The following is a 17,513-nucleotide window of genomic DNA, read 5'->3' as shown; positions in this document are numbered from 1 at the left end:
ACGACGGCGGAAACCGGCCCCCGGACTTAGGGGACAAACCTGTAGCCCATCCCTGGCTCGGTGATCAGGTGCCGCGGGCTGCCCGGTTCTTTTTCGAGCTTGCGGCGGAGCTGGGCCATGTAGACGCGCAGGTAGTTGGCTTCTTTGGCGTAGGCAGGTCCCCAGACTTCCGTGAGGAGTTGCTGCTGGGTGATGAGCTTGTCCGGATTTCTGATCAGGATGTCCAGGATGTTCCACTCCGTAGGTGTCATCCGGACGTCCTGGCCCTCCTTGGTGATCTGCCTCTTGCCCAGGTCCACGGTAAAGGAACTGGTCTCAACCTTGGTGACCTCTTCCATGGGCTCGGTGCTTCGCCGCAACAACGCCCGCAGCCTGGCCAAGAGTTCCTCCAGCCCGAAGGGTTTGGTGATGTAGTCGTCGGCACCAGCGTCCAGAGCTTCAACTTTGTCGTTGGAGCCGTGCCGGGCGGAGAGCACCAGAATCGGTACGGCGCTCCATTCACGCACGGCTGTGATGACGGCGTTCCCCTCCATATCGGGCAGGCCGAGGTCCAGGATCATTACCGCGATGGGCCGTTGGGCGGCGGCGCGAAGAGCGGATTCGCCATCGGTGGCGGTCACCACCGTGTATCCCTGGCCTTTCAAGGTGATGGCGAGCGCCCTGACAATGTGGGGGTCGTCGTCCACGACCAGAATGTTCACTAGGGGCCTTTCGGGGCAGGCAGTGCGGGGACGGAGGACGCCGCGGGGCGGTGCGGCAGGTCCGGGGCGGGACCTGTGGAGAGGGGCAGCCTGATGAGCATGGTGAGCCCGCCTCCAGGTGTTTCTTCGGCGGTGAGTGTGCCACCCATGGCCTCGGTGAATCCTTGGGCTACGGCAAGACCCAGGCCAACTCCTGTGGTGGTGGGAACGTCGTCCAGCCGTTGGAAGGGCTGGAACATTTTGAGGACGTTGCTGGCCGGGACGCCTTGGCCGTGGTCGATGATGCGGAGTTCACCGGCGGGCCTGCCGTCCAGGGTCGTGGTGCTGAACCCTCCCGCGGCGCCGGCGATGACAACCTCGGAGTCCGGGGCATACTTCACCGCATTTTCCACGATGTTCGCGATCACCCGTTCCAGCATTCCGGCGTCGGCGTCCACTTCGGGCATGTTGGGTGGCAGGTCCACCCGGACGCGGCCGGAGGCGACGCCGTGCAAGGCGGCAGGTATCACGTCGTACCAGCGGAGGGGTTTGATGAGGGCGTTGACGGAGTCGGAGGTGATGCGGGACATGTCCAGCAGATTGCCCACCAGTCCGTCCAAGCGGTCCGAGCATTCGTCGATGGTGGCCAGGAGTTCCTGTTCCTCTTCCTCGGTGTACTTCACACCGGGCTGGCGCAGGCCTCCAACAGCGAGCTTGATGCCGGCCAGGGGAGTGCGGAGGTCGTGGGAAACGGCCCTGAGGATGGAGGTCCGCATGGTGTTGCTTTCGGCCAAGCGGGTCACTTCCCGGCGGGTGGCGGCGAGCTGGCGTCGTTCCAACAAAGCGGAGAGGTGGGCGCCGAAGGCGCCGAGGAGACGGCGGTCGCTGGCGGGGAGCACCCGGCCTGTGAGAACCAGCCTGGTGGTGCTGTCCACTTGTTCAATGTTGTCGGTATCGTCCGGGCCGCTTTGTGGTGTTCCTGCCGCAGCCACACGACGCCATTCCGGGTCAGCTGGGGATCCCCGGAGCTGCCGGTTGTCCGCGGCGGAGGATACGTAGAGGGCCGCACTGTGGACCTGGAAGACCTCCAGTGCTTGTTCCAGGAGATCCTGCACAGGGTCCTCTGCAGTGGTGGCCCCGCGGGTGAGGTCTGCCAAGGTGGCTGCTTCAGAACGTGCGCGTGCTGCCTCTTTCGAGCGCCGGGCGGAGAGGTCCACCACCACAGCTACGGCGGAGGAGACCCCGGCGAACACCAGGAGGGCCAGGAGATTCTGGGGATCGCTGATGGTCAGGGTCCCCATCGGGGGGATGGAGAAATAGTTGACCAGGACGCTGCTCCAAAGGGCACCCAGGAGGGCCGGCCACAAGCCACCGACCAAGGCAACGGCTACTGAGCCGCTGAGCTGGATCAGAACGGCCGTGGCGATGTTGTGCGAGGGCGCCGCGGCAAGCATCAACTGCAGGAGCACGGGGACAATGACGGCCATGGCAAAACCAACGGCTACCCGCACCCGCCCCAGGTCGCGTTTGCGTGTGCGCTCCAGGCCCCGGCCTCCCAGGGGGTGGGAGACCATGTGGACGTCGATGTCGCCGGATCCCCTGACCACACGGCTTCCCACCCCGCCGCTGAGCAGGCTCGCCGGGAATTTGCGCCGTGATACTCCCACCACGATCTGCGTGGCGTTCACACTCCGGGCGAAGTCCAGCAGTGCCTTGGCGGGGTCTTCTCCGGAGACGGTGTGGTAGCTGCCGCCGAGGTCTTTGATCAGGGTGCGCTGGGCTTCCAGGTCCTGGGGTGATTCGGCGGCAACACCGTCGGCGGCGCGGACGTGGACTGCCAGGAGGTCGCCGCCGTTCACCCTTTTGAGGATCCGGGCGGCGCGCCTGATCAGTACTTCGCCTTCGGCTCCGCCGGTCAGCCCGATGACGATGCGCTCGCGGGCGGGCCAGCTTTCCTCGATCTGGTTCTCTGCCCTGTAGCGTGCCAAACCTTCGTCCACGCGGTCGGCAAGCCAGAGCAGCGCCAGTTCGCGCAGTGCTGTCAGGTTGCCCACGCGGAAGTAGTTGGAGAGCGCAGCATCGATTTTGTCGGCGTGGTAGATCTTGCCGTCGCCCAGGCGCTGCCGGAGGAGCTCGGGCGAGATGTCCACCAGGTGAATCTGGTCAGCTCGGCGGACGACGTCGTCGGGGACTGTTTCTGCCTGTTTTACGTCGGTGATGGCACTGACAACATCGCCCAGGGAGGCCAGGTGCTGCACGTTCACGGTGGACAGGACATTGATTCCGGCGTCCAGCAGTTCCTCAATGTCCTGCCAGCGTTTCCCGTTACGGCTTCCGGGAATGTTGGTGTGGGCGTATTCGTCCACGACCGCGGTGTGCGGGCGCCGGGCCAGGACCGCGTCCAGGTCCATCTCTTCGAAGGTGCTTCCCCGGTATTCGATGGTCCGGGTGGGCAGGATCTCCAGCCCCTGGGTGAGTGCCTGGGTGTCGGCGCGTCCGTGGTGCATGGCGAACGCCACCACAACGTCTTCGCCGCGCCCCAGCAGCCTGTGGGCTTCTTCGAGCATGGCGTAGGTTTTGCCGACGCCAGGTGCTGCCCCCAGAAAAATCCTCAGTGTTGCCCGCGCCATGTCCTCATTCTTCCACTCGGGAACCGCAGCTGATTACGGGTTCGCGGCCAGCCGGGCGACATCGAGATTCAGCAGTGTCACGTTGACCGATGGCTGGCTGAGGAATGCCTCGAGCCCGCTGCTGGTCTGCTGGTCCACCAACGTCTGAACGTCGGTTGCTTCCAATCCGTGGGCTTGGGCCACCCGTTGGACCTGAAGATCCGCGTAGGCCTTGGAAATGTGCGGATCCAGTCCCGATCCGCTGGCCGTGAGGGCATCGGCGGGAACGTCGGACGGGCTGGCGCCCTCCTCTGCCGCGATCGCTGCCCGGTTGCTGTTCACGGCGTCCAGGAGTTTGGGATCGTTGGGCCCGAGGTTGCTGGCAGAGGACGACGCCGGGTCCCAATTGACTGCCGACGGCCGGGCATGGAACCACTGCGGGCTCTGTGTGCCCGATGAATCTGCGGCAGCCTGCACTATGAGCGCCGATGCCGCGGGCTGCCCGGCGGAGTCCTTCACGATGGACCCGTTGGCTTGGAACGGCGCAACCAGCTGTCCTGCGCCGAAGACGGCCAGGGGGTAGAGCAGCCCCAGCACAATGGTTGCCAGCAGCAGGAACCTGGCTGCGGTGCCTGCTTGGCGGAGGTATCCGGAAATGGTGTTCATGGGTGGCTCCTAGCCGATGCCTGGGATGAGGGAGAGGACCAGGTCGATGAGTTTGATTCCGAGGAACGGGGCAACCAACCCTCCCAGTCCGTAGAGCAGCAGGTTGCGGCCCAGGGCCTGGTTGGCGGACACTGCCCGGTACTTCACGCCCCGCAGTGCCAGGGGAACCAGGACGACGATGATGAGGGCGTTGAAGATCACGGCCGACAGGATGGCCGACGCCGGACTGGCCAGTCCCATGATGTTCAGCAGCCCAAGCCCGGGGAACGCCGCTGTGAAGAGCGCCGGGACAATGGCGAAGTACTTGGCAACATCGTTGGCCACGGAGAACGTGGTCAGGGCACCCCGGGTGATGAGCAGCTGCTTGCCGATGCCCACAATGTTGATCAGTTTGGTGGGGTCCGAGTCGAGGTCCACCATGTTGGCTGCTTCTTTGGCCGCCGGTGTACCGGAATTCATGGCCACTCCAACGTCCGCTGCCGCAAGCGCCGGGGCATCGTTGGTGCCGTCGCCGGTCATGGCCACCAGGCGCCCTTCGCCTTGTTCCCGGCGGATGACGTCGAGTTTGTCCTCGGGCGTGGCTTCGGCCACGAAGTCGTCCACGCCGGCTTCCGCGGCGATCGCTTTGGCCGTCACCGGGTTGTCGCCGGTGATCATCACGGTTCGGATCCCCATGGCGCGCAGCTCGGCGAAGCGGGCTTTCATGCCTGGCTTGACCACATCGGCCAGGTGCACGGTTCCCAGAACCCGTGCGCCGCCGTCGTGCGTGTTTTCGGCTACCAGCAGTGGGGTGCCGCCTTGGGCGGAAATCTCCTGGACGCGGCGCTGGACTTCGGCTGGGAGCCGGCCGCCGGCGTCGGTGACGAAATGCGCGACGGCGGACGCCGCACCTTTGCGGATGAGGCGACCGTCCAGGTCCAGACCACTCATGCGTGTGCTGGCGGTGAACTCCACAATGGTGATGTCGGAGTAGGCGGTGCGCAGGCCGGCGAGGTCGGGGCCGCCGATGCCGCGGGCGTCGGCGAGCTCCACGATGGAACGGCCTTCCGGTGTTTCGTCGGCCAGGCTGGAGAGCCGGGCGGCGGCGGTGAGTTCATCGAGTTCGACGTCGTTGGCCGGGAAGAAGTTCACGGCGCGGCGGTTTCCGTAGGTGATGGTGCCGGTCTTGTCCAACAGCAGGGTGGTGATGTCGCCGGCTGTTTCCACGGCCCGGCCGGAGGTGGCCAGCACATTGTGCTGTACCAGCCGGTCCATGCCCGCAATGCCGATGGCCGGGACCAACGCACCGATGGTGGTGGGGATGAGGCAGACCAGCAGGGCAACCAGCACGATGGGCGAGGGCGTGGCGTTCGCCAGTGACGCGAAGGGCGCCAGGGCCATGGTCACTACCAGGAACACGATGGTCAGTGAGACGAGCAGGACGTGGAGGGCGATCTCGTTGGGGGTCTTTTGCCGGACGGCGCCTTCCACCAGCTTGATCATCCTGTCGATGAACGTTTCGCCGGGCTCTGCGGTGATGCGCACGACGATCCTGTCGGAGAGGACCCTGGTCCCGCCGGTGACCGAGGACCTGTCGCCGCCGGATTCCCGGATGACGGGGGCTGATTCGCCGGTGATGGTGGACTCGTCCACGCTTGCCAGGCCTTCGATGATTTCGCCGTCGGAGGGGATGACGTCCCCGGCTTCGCAGATGACGACGTCGTTGAGCTTCAAGTCAGTGCCGGCCACCTCTTTGGTGGTCCCGTCGTCCTGGCGGAGCCGGGCCATGACGCCCTGGCGGCTTGCCCGCAGACTGTCCGCCTGGGCTTTTCCGCGGCCTTCGGCGATGGCTTCGGACAGTGTTCCGAACAGCACTGTCAGCCACAGCCATGCGGTGACCGCGATACCGAAAATGTCGGGCTTCACGGCGCTGATGACAGTGCAGGCGGCTGCTCCCACCAGCACAACGAACATCACGGGGGAATGGACCATTTGCCGGGGGTCGAGCTTTTTGAACGCGACCGGGAGGGCTGCCCGCAACGAGGCGGCATTGAGCTTGGCCGGCGCCTTGGTGTGGTGCTTGTGTTCCGGTGGAACGGGCGGAGCGTCAACGGGATGGCTGAGGTTTTCGGACTCCGCGGCCGGAGCCGTGCTGGAGTTGGTCATTTGATAAGTCCTTCTGCGAGGGGGCCCAGAGCCAGGGCGGGGAAGTAGCTGAGCGCGGTGAGGATCACGGTCACGGCCAGCAGCAGTGAGCCGAACAGCGGGCCGTGGGTTGGTACCGTGCCGGAGGAGGCAGGGACTTTCCTTTGCCGTGCCAGGGAGCCTGCGAGCGCGAGGACCAGGGCAATGGGCAGGAACCGGCCCAACAGCATGGCGAGCCCCAACAGGGTGGAGAGGTAGGGACCGGAGCTGGTGATGCCGCCGAAGGCTGAGCCGTTGTTGTTGGCGCCGGAGGTGAACGCGTAGAGCAGTTCGCTGAATTGATGCGGTCCTGATGCCGGGGCATTTGCCATTACTTCCGGCAGGAGTGCCGAAACCGCTGCGAGTACCAGCACCAGGGTGGGGGTCACCAGGATGTAGAGGGCCGCGATTTTCATTTCGCGGGGCGTGATTTTCTTGCCCAGGAATTCCGGGGTCCGCCCCACCATCAGCCCTGCAATGAAGACCGCGATGATGGCCAGGACCAGCATGCCGTAGAGCCCGGATCCTGTTCCGCCGGGGGCCACTTCGCCGAGCATCATGTTCAGCATCGCGACGCCGCCGGCCAGGGGAGGCAGCGAGTCGTGGGCGACGTTCACCGCTCCGGTGGAGGTCAGGGTTGTGGACGCGGCGAAGATGGAACTGGCCGCGGGGCCGAGGCGCTGTTCGAAGCCTTCACCCAGGCCGCCGGCTGCCGCCGTCGATGTTCCTTGTGCGGAGGAGACCGCCCACGCCATGAGGCACGTCGAGGTCAACCAGAGGGCCCCCATCACCGCGGCGACGGTGTAACCCTGCCGTTGGTCCCCGACCATCCGCCCGTACATGTAGGGCAGTGCTGAAGGGATGAGGAGGATGAGGAACACCTGGAACAGGCTGGTGAAGACGTTCGGGTTTTCGAAGGGGTGGGCTGAGTTGGCGTTGAAGTAGCCGCCTCCGTTGGTGCCCAGGACTTTGATGGCTTCCTGCGAGGCCACCGGACCGCCGGGAATGGTCTGGGCGGCGCCGGTGGCGGCGTTCGTGACGTCGGTGGACCAGAAGTTCTGTACGACGCCGCCAATCACCAAGGCGATTGCCGCTACGGTGGCGATGGGCAGCAGGATGCGGAACGAAGCGCGTGCCAGGTCTACCCAGAAGTTGCCCAGCCGGTCGGTTGTGGTTCTGACGATGCCGCGGATCAGGGCCACTACCACCACGATTCCCACTGCTGCCGAGAGGAAGTTCTGCACGGCAAGCAGGCACATCTGGACGAAGATGCCCACAGTGGCCTCGGGAACGTACGTTTGCCAGTTGGTGTTGGTGACGAACGAGATGGCGGTGTTCATGGCAACCCATGGGTCCACGCCCGGCAGGGAGTTGCTGCCCGGGAGCACGTCCTGGAGACGCTGCAAAGCGAAGATCACAAGAATGGAGATCAGGGAGAAGAGCAGAACGCTGCGCAGATAGACAGACCAGCTCTGTTCAGTCCCGGCGTCCACTCCGGCCAGGCGGTAGAGGACCTTTTCAGGCTTTGAGTGTTTGGTGCCGGAGAAGACCCGGGCCATGTACACGCCCAAAGGCTTGTGCAGCAGAACCAGGACCAGAACGAGTACGGCAACTTGGGTGATGAAGGATGCAGTGCTGAAGACCACCCGGGGTCACCACTTTTCCGGGTTGAGGAGCACTGCCAGCAGGTACCCTGCCACAGCCAGGCCGAGGATGAACAGGCTGACCCACATGATCGCGTCCGCGTTCATCGCCCACTCACCGGGCCTTCGCCGTCCACCATCTTGCCCAACAGGTGGGCCACCCACATCACGATTCCCATGCTCACCACAAGAATCACCACAACAGCCACGTCGGCCACTGGAACGTCCTTTCATCAGTGCCCCTTCTTCTGGGGCTGATGCCAGTCAACTCCTGCAAAAGTGGCGAAAAGACGTTCCTTACGGTTCCTTAATGCGGACGTGGGAAATCTTGATGCGGTCTTAACGCCGGGGCGTTTGGGAGGCGTTAAGGATTCGTCAAGATCGGCCTGGTTCCTGCCCGTTCTTTGGTGGTCGGTGCTATTTTCGGCACGAACCTTAACCACTGGAAAGATGGGCATGACTGAACGCACCTTATCCCGCCGCAGCCCGCTGCAAGTGGCTGTTGCCGAGCAAGGACAGCGGCTGATGTCGGCGCTCCTTCATCCCGTCCGTTTAGTCCCGCTTGCGTTCCTGGCTGTGATCATCGTGGGCGCCGGCATGTTGATGCTGCCCATTTCCCGGGCCGGCGAGACCGGCGACGTCGTCACCACCGCGTTCTTCACTGCCGTGTCTTCTGTGTGCGTCACCGGTCTCATCACCGTGGACACTGCCACGTTCTGGACGCCGTTCGGGCATGCCGTGATTCTGGGGCTGATTCAAGTGGGTGGCTTCGGGATCATGTCTTTGGCAACCTTGCTGGCTTTGTTTGTTCGCAAGACCATTGGCCTGCGTGGCCAGCTGGTGGCGCAATCGGAGACCCACACCCTGAACTTCGGAGATGTGAAGTCCGTACTCTTCAAGGTCCTCAAAATCATGGCTGTTTTCGAAGCTTCCACGGCGCTCGTCCTCACGGCGCGCTTCTGGATCGCTTACGACGACAACCTTGGTACCGCTCTATGGCATGGGATCTTCCATGCCATTTCCGCTTTCAACAACGCAGGCTTTGCCTTGTACAGCGACAACCTCATTGGATTCGCCGAGGACCCCTGGATCATCGTCCCCATTTGCGCGGCCATCGTTGCCGGAGGCTTGGGGTTCCCGGTGATCATCCAGTTGTTCAGGACCGGGCTCAAGTTCAAGAACTGGACCATCCACCTTCGCCTGACCCTGTATGGTTCGTTGCTGCTGCTGGCCGTTGGCGCAGTCCTGTTCGCCGCTTTCGAATGGAACCGCGCGGAGACTTTGGGACCACTGAGTTTTGGTGGGAAATTGCTGGGTTCCCTGGCAGGCAGCGTGTTCCCCAGGACGGCGGGCTTCAACAGCATCGACTACGGTGCGGCCACGCCGGAAACCTTGATGATCACCAACATTTTGATGTTCATCGGCGGCGGTAGCGCGGGAACGGCCGGCGGTATCAAGATCACCACCTTCCTGGTTCTGGGCTTCGCCATCTGGAACGAGGTCCGGGGACGCGAGCAGGTCACCATCGCGCACCGCTCCATCAGCTCTTCCACTCAACGACAGGCGCTCACTGTGGCCCTGCTGGGTGTGGGGGCCGTCATCCTGGGGACACTGCTGCTCCTCATGGTTACCGACTACAGCCTGGAGAAGGTGCTGTTCGAAACCATCTCCGCTTTCGGCACGGTGGGCCTCAGTACTGGGATCACCTACCACCTGCCGCCTACAGCCGAGTGGGTGCTGATGGCCTTGATGTTCACAGGCCGTATCGGCTCAGTCACCGTGGCCTCAGCCATCGCGCTGGCCTCCCGGCCAAGACTGTTCAATCTCCCGGAGGAACGGCCGATCATCGGTTAAGGGCGGAAAATTACGACGGCGTTGCTGCCGCCGGCTTTTGCGTGAGCCAGCTCCGGACGGAGGCCCGGCGGACCCGGCTATTGGAAGCAGTATGTACTGCTGATTCTGAGTCTCACCATCAGATGAGGTCTTTGAAGATGTCCCATCCGGTTCCGGGTTGGCCCTGGTTGAAGAGCGAGTAGTCGCCGTCTACGCCGATGTTGGCGTAGAGGAAGAGATCGCCGTCGTGGTTATAGGCGATGAGGTCGTTCCTGGAAGTGTTGTATGCCTTGGTGTAGGGGCCGGCGCTGCTGATTTCCGTCATTTCACCCCAGCCATGGCCCACCCACAATGGTGGGTTCCAGCCCCCGTGCCCGTTGGTGGGGTACTGATAGAGGAAGCCGCTGCGGTCTCGGGCGAAGATGTCCGGGGTCCCGTCACCGGTGGAATCTCCGGCCGCGATGATCTTGTCGAAGATCTGCCAGCCTGAACCTACTCGTGACGGCGCAAGCCATCCTCCGGTGCCGTCGCCGGGGTAGAGGTGCAGGTTACCTGAGCGGTCACGGGCGAGGACGTCGTTGATGCCGTCACCGTTGAAATCCCCGGGACCGACGATCGAGTCGAAGATGTTCCAGCCGGATCCGACCTGTTTGGGTGGGAGCCAGCCGCCGTCCCCGTCGCCGGGGTAGAGGTGCAGGTTACCTGTGGCGTCACGGCCCAGAACGTCGTTGTTTCCGTCTCCGTCGAAGTCGCCCGGGGAGAAGACGATGTCGAAGATGTTCCATCCCGTTCCGACCACTCGGGGTTCGTCCCAGGAGCTGGGGAACTGGAGGAGCTCTGTACCCGGCCCCCAGTAAATCCATTTCGGCTCGTACGTCCGTGGATAGAGAACCAGGTCCCCGTCATTCGTGCGGCCCAGCAGTTCAAAGTTGCCCCGGCCTGTCCAGCCCATGGCACGGTTGGATGCTTCAATGGGAGGCGTCTCCCTGCTGTGGAAGACCTTCGGTGTTTCGCACGTGGTGTGGACAACCATGGAGATGCGGTTGCCTCGGTCCTCGGGGATGAGTTTCAGGAATTCCCCTTGCCGCTCCGCAGGCAACGGATCACCGTTGCTGAGCCATTCGAGGACGAACCCGTTCGGGGCGTCCTCGGTCTTGCACTTCTGGAACTGCGCTATCCCCAAGGTCAGCTCGGACCCTACGTATGGGAGCCCCACTATGGGCGGGACAAATTCGGATACTTGCGGCGTTGACCCGGTGCCTTCATCAGCGATCGCCGGAGCAACGCCGACTGGTCCCATGACCAAGACGGCAAGTACCGCTGACTTCAACGCGAACGAACGAAAATTTCCCATGATCCCCCAATTTCTGCCCTAAGGCCATTTTGCAGTCCCGGACCCGCGGTACGCCAGCGCCTCACCGGGCCATGTCGACGTCGATCCCCAGACCGTGGAGCACTGCCGTGTCGTAGAGCAGCCGCCCGATCGCGAGGTCCAGCATTCCGATTCCCACAGAATTGAAGAGCGTAATATCGTCCGCGTTAATGCGTCCCGGAATGTCTTGGGTAATCACCGGGCCAAGCTCGCCCTGGATGTCCTCAACTGTCATGGCTCCTTCCGAGACAGCCATCATGAGGTCACCGGATTTCTCCTTTGCCGTCGCCAGGCTGTCCACAAATACCCGCGCCCTCCGCATTCCTTCTGAATCGATTTCGCGATGCGTGGGCCGTGGCCGTGCGCCCACTGCGTTGATGTGTATTCCCGGGCGGAACCAGTCACCCCTCACCAAGGGTTCCACGGACGGGGTAAGGGTGCACAGGATGTCGGCGGCTTCAAGCACGTGCTGGATGTTGGATGCCGTCTCTACTTGGACCGGGTGGTGGGCTGTCTTGGCTTTGAATGCTGCCAGGGTGGTTGCGCTGCGGGACCACACAACTACCTTTTCGATGGGAAGAACATGCAGCATCGCCTCCACATGTGCGATTGCCAATGCACCTGCGCCCACCAGGCCCAAGGTTGAACTGTCGGGGCGCGCCAGGTACTTACTGGCAACGGCGCTGGCGGCAGCGGTCCTGGTCCGGGTAGGTATGCGGCCGTCCAGGAGGGCGAGTGTTTCGCCGGTTCGCCGATCAGCCAAGAGGATGCTGGAGCGCTGCGTTGGCAGGCCGAGCGCGTGGTTGTCGGGTATGTCGGAGAGCAACTTCACGGACGCGAGCTGTTGAGCCTCCGCGAGCCCGGCCATGAGAAGGTGCCGGGCTTCGGAAGTGGGCAAATGGAGGGATACGGGTCCCGGCTGGACTGCGGTTCCGCGGGCGATGTCGCCAAAGCCGCGTTCGACGGCGGCAATGGTTTCAGACATGTTCGTCAGGGACTCCAAAACCGAAGCTGTCAGTACGAGTGTCATGGGCGTCTCTGTTCGTGTGGTGAGGAGTTCTTGGTTGATTGACCGCCCCGGGAGCGGCGGGTCGGGAGTTTCCCTTCAAGCTGGGAAATGGCAGGAGCCCGGCTGTGCTCGATGTGGGCGATGGCCAGTGCCGAGGCAAGTTCGGCTTGTCCCATGCAGATCGCCTGGCAGAGTTGCCTGTGTTCGTGGCAGAGCACGGCGGCGTCCTGATGGACTACGTTGCCGAAAAGCCACCGCATGCGGTTGGCCACGGGGCGTATGACTGACGTCAGCAGTTCGTTGCCAGTAAGCCGGAAGATCTCGTCGTGGATGGCCACGTTGGTTTTGGCGCGGAGGTCTTCATCGTCGCTTTCCACCAAGTCCTCGGCGAGATCCATGACGGCGAGCAGCCGGTCCGTGGCCGCGCCATCTGCAACCTGGCGGGCTGCGATGCTGGCCGCCGAGACCTCTATGCTCAAGCGAATGTCGAAGACTTCGTTGACGTCCTGAATGGTCATTTGCCGGACCAAGGCACCATGCCGTGGCCCTACGGTGGTGAAGCCGTCTGCTTCAAGCTGGAGCAGGGCCTCCCGGACCGGCACACGCGAAACGTTGAGTTCGGACGACAGCTCCCTTTCCCGCAGCCAAGTACCCGGCGGGAGGTCACCGCTGATGATGCGGTCCCTGATGTGCACGTACGCCAGTGTTGTCCGGGACGTTGAGGCCGGGGTGTCCTGTTCGGGTTCAGTCATGGGCGTGTTCCTGTTCTGATGGTGTGGGGTCCGGGCAAGCCGGACCCCACACAGTCATTTGACGTGTCGAAGGAAGTTGGCGGTGCGTTCGTTTGTGGGGTTGTCCAGCACTTCGGCGGCCGTTCCCGATTCGATGATTCTTCCTTCGTCCATGAACACCACCCTGTCCGCGACTTCCCGGGCGAAGGCAATCTCATGGGTAACGATGATCATGGTCATACCCTCCTCAGCCACCCGCTTCATGACCGCCAGGACATCGCCCACCAGTTCCGGGTCCAAGGCGCTGGTGGGTTCGTCGAAGAGCATTAGCTGTGGTTTCATGGCCAGTGCTCGTGCGATGGCGACCCGTTGTTGCTGACCGCCGGAAAGCTGAGCCGGGTAGGAATCCTTCTTCAGGCCCAGGCCTACTTTGTTGAGGGCATCAAGGCCCAGCTTGTTTGCTTCAGCCCGTGAAATGCCAAGGACGTGCCGTGGCCCATAGGTGACGTTCTGGAGGACGGTCATGTGGTTGAACAGGTTGAAGTGTTGAAAGACCATGCCGATTCTTCGCCGCATCCTGGCCGCTTCGCGCTCCGTGTGCTCATAAAGCTGTCCCCTGTGGGTCTTGAAGCCAACCCGGTCTCCATCAAAGGAAATGACGCCGGATTCGATGCTTTCAAGCCCATTGATGCATCGCAGCAGTGTGCTCTTGCCCGAGCCGGAAGGCCCCAGGACACAGACGATTTCGCCTGCCTCCACGCTCATGTCCACACCGCGGAGGATGTGATTGCTTCCAAGCCATTTGTTGACGTCCGCGGCCACCATCAACGGGGACGCTACTGCAGTTGAAGTCACGGTTGTCCTGCCTTTCGAAGCTGCTGTTGTCCCGGCGGGCGGCGTGTGAAGAACCCTCGAATTGTCAGCCTGGCCGGCACTCCCTCCGGATTGAACCGGCGTTCCAGGAAGTACTGGCCCACACTGGCGACGCTGACCAGGACGAGATACCAAACCGTGGCAACGATCAGCAACGGAACAATTTTGAAGTTCTGCCCGTAGACGAGTTGCGTCTGGGTCAAAAGATCACTGCCTCCGATGGCCGAGACAAGGGAGCTTGCCTTCAAGAGCCCGATGAACTGGTTGCCCGTGGGCGGAATGATGACCCGTATGGTTTGTGGCAGCACGATTCTGCGAAGGGCTTGGCCGCGGGTGAGACCAATACTCAGGCCTGCCTCCGTCTGTCCTTTGTTGACCGCCAGGATGCCTCCGCGGATGATTTCCGCCATGTACCCGGACTCGGCCAGTGAAAGCGCACAGAGCCCGGCGGTGAAACCGGAAATCAGCTCATTCGTGTCCCGCCCCAGGATGGTGGGGTAGAGGACTGCGAGGTTGAACCAGATGAGGATTTGTACCAGCAGCGGTACGCCACGGAAGAACCAGACGTAGAGCTTGCCCACGGCGGATGCCACGCGGTTTCGGCTTTGGCACATCAGCGCGACACCGAAGGCGAGAACTACCGAAATCAGCATGCTGAAGACTGCGAGCTCCAACGTCACCGTGATGCCTTTGAGGATGGCGGGATGAAACATGAACTGGGCCACGCTGGGCCAGTCCAGCTTCTCGTTGGCTGCCTGGGACCAGGCGAACGCACCAAGGGTGGCCAGAATCAGTGCACCTGCGGCCCACTGCCCGTAAGGTATCCGTTTTCTGGCCCTATCCGGCGCCGCATGCCCCGACTGGCCCGGAGCTTGCCGGGACGTGGTGAGAGGCACCTCGGCTGCAGCCTGCATATTCATCAGCGCTCCGTCCTGAACGCTCATTTGGCGAGGTTGATTCCGGGCTGGGGGAGATCAATAACGGCCACATCCCACTTCTTCAGGATGGCGTCGTAGGTCCCGTCGGCGTGGATCGCTTCCGTTGCCTTCAAGAAGGCGTCGCGAAGTTGGGGACTCTGTTTGTTGAAGATCATGCCCAGGAAGACTTTTTCTTCGAAGTTCACCGGGACGGAATCGAGTTTCCCGCCGGTTTCCCTTTGGACTACTGAGACGGCCATATCGGGCCAGAACATGGCATCCACACGTCCTGAGGTGAGCGCCAGGTTCTTGTCGCTGCCGGTGGGAAAGGTCACCAGTTCCGGTGCGGGTTTGCCTTCAGCGGTGCATGCGGTGGCCATGAGGTTGACCAGGCGTTCGTCGTCGTTGCCTTTGACTCCGCCGATCTTGATTCCGCAGCCGCCGTTGACTTCACTGGTGATTTTCTTCGGGTTGCCTTTGGCCACCATGAAGACGGTTCCGGCCACCTGGTAGTCCACGAAGTCCACTTTTTCCTGGCGTGAAGGCCGGTCTGTCATGCCGGCGATCGAGGCATCGAACTTGCCGTTCTGTACGCCCACCAGCAGTTGATCGAAGGGTACTTTCTGGTAGGTGACTTTCAGGCCAAGCTTGGCTGCCATGGCATCCATCAGGTCGATGTTGAAGCCCTTCACGCCGTCTTCGCCGATGGGGGTGTAATTCGCGGGTTCAAAGTCTGGCTGGGTACCAACGGTGATCGAGCCTTTGGCCTTGACCTCTGCGGGCAGCAAGTCGCTGAGCGTGGGATCCACCGCAGCTGATGGTTCAATATTTGCGGCGGGCTGGGCAGCGTCACCGCAGCCGGCTGTGCTGGCCAGCACGGCGGCGAGAAATGCCGTAGCGGCAGCTTTCTTCCAGTTTGCAGATACCTGCGGAGCAAAGTTCTTCATTGATCAATCTCCTAGCAATGTGAAGGGAACAAATTGGGCAGCACGGATCGGCCCGAGGTATGACCTCAGGTGTTTCGGGAGGGGTGGTTGTTAGCGGGCGGCCGCTGGAATCAGGTCGCTTCGCGGTTCGTCCACAAAGACGCCGTCGGATGCCATTTGGTCCCAGATCCTTTGGACGACCTTCCCGGCGTCGCGGACCAGCCGGGCTTCGTCGACGATCGTCAGGGCACCATCGCGGACCTGCCATTGGCCGTCGGTCATGACGTTCCTGACGGAGAGCCCGTTGGCGTACATGAGGTGGTTGAGGGGCTCGCGTGGAATTGTTCCCACACCTACAAAGAGGCCGCTGACATCGATGCTGGTGAGGTCGGCTTTGGCTCCGGCTTCGATGCGGCCCAGATCTTCGCGTCCCAGGCCCCTCGCTCCACCAAGCGTGGCTGCCTCCACCGCGGTCCAGATGGAGGGGCGAACCATGGGGACGGGTGTGGTGTCGCCCAGGAAATCAGCGCGGATGCGACCATAAATGACTGCCATCTTCAGATTTTCGATGTAGTCGTTCGAATGTGTGTCCAAGCCGATGCCCGAATTCACGCCTGCCCCCAGGACTTCGGGCCAGGGCCATTGCGCCGGCGTCACGCCCGCTCCTGTCCCGGAGGGACAATTGGCGAACGTGAAGCTGGAATTGGCCAGCAGCGGGAGGTCACGCTCGTAGTCGATACCCAGCAGGTGGGCGCCAAAGACGCGGACTGATCCATCAAAGATCCCCATGCTGTGCAGCCACGGAATCTCGTCCTGGCCCCATAGCCGGTTCATTGCCACCTTGTCAGGTTGGGGTGACCGTCCGTATCCGGCCTGCAGGTGAATGTGCAGGCCGTGCAGCTCTTGGGCCGCGGATTTCATTGCCGCAAAGGTCTCCGGTGTATGAACCGCATTGGTTGCCGGTGCCATCATGGGGAGGATCCGTCCATCGTCCGCTCCGTTGATGGTCCGGGCATAGGCCAGGTTTTCCTGGATTTCGGCCAGGGTTTCGGGAACCGAGTCAAACAGCACACGATCATCTGTTCCCCGTTTCCAGATGGGAAGGATCCTCTTCATCCCGGGGACGGCGCCGGATGGATATCCGCGGATCCCGAACTGTCGGGCTACCCGGACGTAGGACTGCATTGAGCGGAGCCCTTTGGACATCTCCACTTGGGTGGTGCAGCCGCCGCGAAGGATTTCTGCCAGGTTAAGTGCGGTCATGGTGTCCAGGTCTTCGTCGGGAAGATCCTCCAACAGCACCATGGCGTTCAGGAATTGCCGGCCCTGACGCAGTGGGGCGCCCTTGCTCATGGGCGTCAGGTTTCCTTCGACGTACCCTCGCGTGGCCGCTCCTCCAGCCACGTGGCTGTGCATGGAGATCAGGCCGGGCAGGAGCAACTGCCCTGTCATGTCCACACGCTCGTCCGTTGTGCCGCTCCGGGGACGGACGGATTCGATGACGCCGTTCTTCACCACTACGTCGTGGTCGGCCAACAGCACCATTTCGTCATTGATATGCGCCAAGACCCAGCTTGGGGCCAGGACCAGCGGCTTGCTGTGGTCGCGCAAGCCGTCGACGCCGAAGCCGCGCACCTTTGCGCGGTTGGCGTCACGCAGAACTTGGCCCGCCAATACTGCGGAACGCGACGACTGTTCCCTGAGGGTTTCAACTCCATTGTCGGCTTCTCCGTCATTACCGCAGGTGGCGCAACCCGTTGCGGTTCCTTCCGGGACCGCCTCTATCTCAGCCATGCGTTCTCCTCTTCATCGAGGCGCCACCAAAATGACGCCGAATGCGCTCACGGTATACCAAGCTCGAAATAAGCGTCAATGGCCTGCTGGCAAAGTCTCTACATGGCAGTCAAGTCTCGATTTGAGAGCCCTCCTTGGCATACCAAGTCGCTATTGCTTTCACCTTCTCTTGGACTTAGTCTTGATAGTGTTTTGAAAATATGACGATCGTTACACAAGCTCAATACTTCTCGACTGCCTGCTGGGACAGGCAGTTGCGCTGGCCGGCGCAGGGATCGCGTGCTATCTGCTCAGATG

14 protein-coding genes are annotated in these 17,513 nt (G+C 62.4%); 1 reads left to right on the top strand and 13 read right to left on the bottom strand.

From position 1 onward, the window contains the following. Window positions 1-26: 26 nt before the first annotated feature. Genes IEY62_RS03730 through IEY62_RS03705 form a run of 6 tightly spaced genes read right to left on the bottom strand, consistent with a single transcriptional unit; the run spans window position 27 to window position 7,869 of the window. A complete protein-coding gene (locus IEY62_RS03730; RefSeq protein WP_189014009.1) occupies window positions 27-701 on the bottom strand; it encodes a response regulator in 675 nt (224 codons plus the stop codon). Next, window positions 701-3,310 (bottom strand): ATP-binding protein, encoded by a 2,610-nt coding sequence (locus IEY62_RS03725; RefSeq protein WP_189014007.1) that lies wholly within the window; start codon window positions 3,308-3,310, stop codon window positions 701-703. The genes IEY62_RS03730 and IEY62_RS03725 overlap by 1 nt, the downstream gene beginning before the upstream one ends. Window positions 3,311-3,343: 33 nt before the next feature. Next, window positions 3,344-3,955 carry a potassium-transporting ATPase subunit C gene (locus IEY62_RS03720; protein ID WP_189014005.1) on the bottom strand — a complete coding sequence of 204 codons (612 nt, stop codon included), beginning with the start codon at window positions 3,953-3,955 and terminating at the stop codon, window positions 3,344-3,346. A gap of 9 nt (window positions 3,956-3,964) precedes the next feature. Further along, window positions 3,965-6,100 carry a potassium-transporting ATPase subunit KdpB gene (gene kdpB / locus IEY62_RS03715; RefSeq protein ID WP_189014003.1) on the bottom strand — a complete coding sequence of 712 codons (2,136 nt, stop codon included), beginning with the start codon at window positions 6,098-6,100 and terminating at the stop codon, window positions 3,965-3,967. Next, window positions 6,097-7,764, bottom strand: coding sequence for a potassium-transporting ATPase subunit KdpA (gene kdpA, locus IEY62_RS03710; RefSeq protein ID WP_189014001.1), 1,668 nt, complete (start codon window positions 7,762-7,764; stop codon window positions 6,097-6,099). The genes kdpB and kdpA overlap by 4 nt, the downstream gene beginning before the upstream one ends. Before the next feature lie 6 nt (window positions 7,765-7,770). After that, the gene (locus IEY62_RS03705) at window positions 7,771-7,869 is read right to left on the bottom strand and encodes a potassium-transporting ATPase subunit F (RefSeq protein ID WP_079580898.1); all 99 of its coding nucleotides are present in this window, start codon (window positions 7,867-7,869) and stop codon (window positions 7,771-7,773) included. Between the two features lie 348 nt (window positions 7,870-8,217). Between IEY62_RS03705 and IEY62_RS03700 the strand changes: the two genes are divergently transcribed. After that, entirely contained in the window at window positions 8,218-9,615 is a 1,398-nt protein-coding gene (locus tag IEY62_RS03700) for a TrkH family potassium uptake protein (protein WP_189013999.1), read from the top strand. Window positions 9,616-9,733: 118 nt separating this feature from the next. Here IEY62_RS03700 and IEY62_RS03695 read toward each other — a convergent pair whose 3' ends face one another. From IEY62_RS03695 to IEY62_RS03665, 7 genes are all read right to left on the bottom strand, one after another. Further along, window positions 9,734-10,948, bottom strand: a complete 1,215-nt coding sequence (locus tag IEY62_RS03695; protein WP_189013997.1) for an FG-GAP repeat domain-containing protein — start codon at window positions 10,946-10,948, stop codon at window positions 9,734-9,736. Window positions 10,949-11,009: 61 nt separating this feature from the next. Continuing rightward, on the bottom strand, window positions 11,010-11,996 hold the full coding sequence (locus IEY62_RS03690; RefSeq protein WP_189013996.1) for an ornithine cyclodeaminase family protein: 987 nt from the start codon (window positions 11,994-11,996) through the stop codon (window positions 11,010-11,012). Further along, entirely contained in the window at window positions 11,993-12,727 is a 735-nt protein-coding gene (locus IEY62_RS03685; protein ID WP_189013994.1) for a GntR family transcriptional regulator, read from the bottom strand. Before IEY62_RS03685 ends, IEY62_RS03690 begins: the two co-directional genes overlap by 4 nt. Before the next feature lie 54 nt (window positions 12,728-12,781). Then, window positions 12,782-13,531: an amino acid ABC transporter ATP-binding protein gene (locus IEY62_RS03680; protein ID WP_189014452.1), complete on the bottom strand. Its 750-nt coding sequence runs from the start codon at window positions 13,529-13,531 to the stop codon at window positions 12,782-12,784. 26 nt (window positions 13,532-13,557) lie between these two features. Next, a complete protein-coding gene (locus IEY62_RS03675; RefSeq protein ID WP_229785042.1) occupies window positions 13,558-14,523 on the bottom strand; it encodes an amino acid ABC transporter permease in 966 nt (321 codons plus the stop codon). Next, a complete protein-coding gene (locus IEY62_RS03670; protein ID WP_189013992.1) occupies window positions 14,520-15,443 on the bottom strand; it encodes an ABC transporter substrate-binding protein in 924 nt (307 codons plus the stop codon). Before IEY62_RS03670 ends, IEY62_RS03675 begins: the two co-directional genes overlap by 4 nt. Before the next feature lie 90 nt (window positions 15,444-15,533). Then, on the bottom strand, window positions 15,534-17,216 hold the full coding sequence (locus IEY62_RS03665; protein ID WP_189013990.1) for an amidohydrolase family protein: 1,683 nt from the start codon (window positions 17,214-17,216) through the stop codon (window positions 15,534-15,536). Window positions 17,217-17,513 lie beyond the last annotated feature (297 nt).

It is taken from the genome of Paenarthrobacter histidinolovorans (genome assembly GCF_014647595.1).
GTDB classification, from domain to species: domain Bacteria; phylum Actinomycetota; class Actinomycetes; order Actinomycetales; family Micrococcaceae; genus Arthrobacter; species Arthrobacter histidinolovorans.
Note: the sequence above shows the minus strand (reverse complement) of the source record. Positions and strands in the feature narration are given on the sequence as shown.

What these genes read in the sequence shown, in the direction of transcription:
- IEY62_RS03725 (WP_189014007.1), bottom strand. Translation starts at nt 3,310, where the DNA reads ATGGCGCGGGCAACACTGAGGATTTTTCTGGGGGCAGCACCTGGCGTC.
- IEY62_RS03720 (WP_189014005.1), bottom strand. Translation starts at nt 3,955, where the DNA reads ATGAACACCATTTCCGGATACCTCCGCCAAGCAGGCACCGCAGCCAGG.
- kdpB (WP_189014003.1), bottom strand. Translation starts at nt 6,100, where the DNA reads ATGACCAACTCCAGCACGGCTCCGGCCGCGGAGTCCGAAAACCTCAGC.
- IEY62_RS03705 (WP_079580898.1), bottom strand. Translation starts at nt 7,869, where the DNA reads ATGAACGCGGACGCGATCATGTGGGTCAGCCTGTTCATCCTCGGCCTG.
- IEY62_RS03700 (WP_189013999.1), top strand. Translation starts at nt 8,218, where the DNA reads ATGACTGAACGCACCTTATCCCGCCGCAGCCCGCTGCAAGTGGCTGTT.
- IEY62_RS03695 (WP_189013997.1), bottom strand. Translation starts at nt 10,948, where the DNA reads ATGGGAAATTTTCGTTCGTTCGCGTTGAAGTCAGCGGTACTTGCCGTC.
- IEY62_RS03690 (WP_189013996.1), bottom strand. Translation starts at nt 11,996, where the DNA reads ATGACACTCGTACTGACAGCTTCGGTTTTGGAGTCCCTGACGAACATG.
- IEY62_RS03685 (WP_189013994.1), bottom strand. Translation starts at nt 12,727, where the DNA reads ATGACTGAACCCGAACAGGACACCCCGGCCTCAACGTCCCGGACAACA.
- IEY62_RS03680 (WP_189014452.1), bottom strand. Translation starts at nt 13,531, where the DNA reads ATGGTGGCCGCGGACGTCAACAAATGGCTTGGAAGCAATCACATCCTC.
- IEY62_RS03675 (WP_229785042.1), bottom strand. Translation starts at nt 14,523, where the DNA reads ATGAGCGTTCAGGACGGAGCGCTGATGAATATGCAGGCTGCAGCCGAG.
- IEY62_RS03670 (WP_189013992.1), bottom strand. Translation starts at nt 15,443, where the DNA reads ATGAAGAACTTTGCTCCGCAGGTATCTGCAAACTGGAAGAAAGCTGCC.
- IEY62_RS03665 (WP_189013990.1), bottom strand. Translation starts at nt 17,216, where the DNA reads ATGGCTGAGATAGAGGCGGTCCCGGAAGGAACCGCAACGGGTTGCGCC.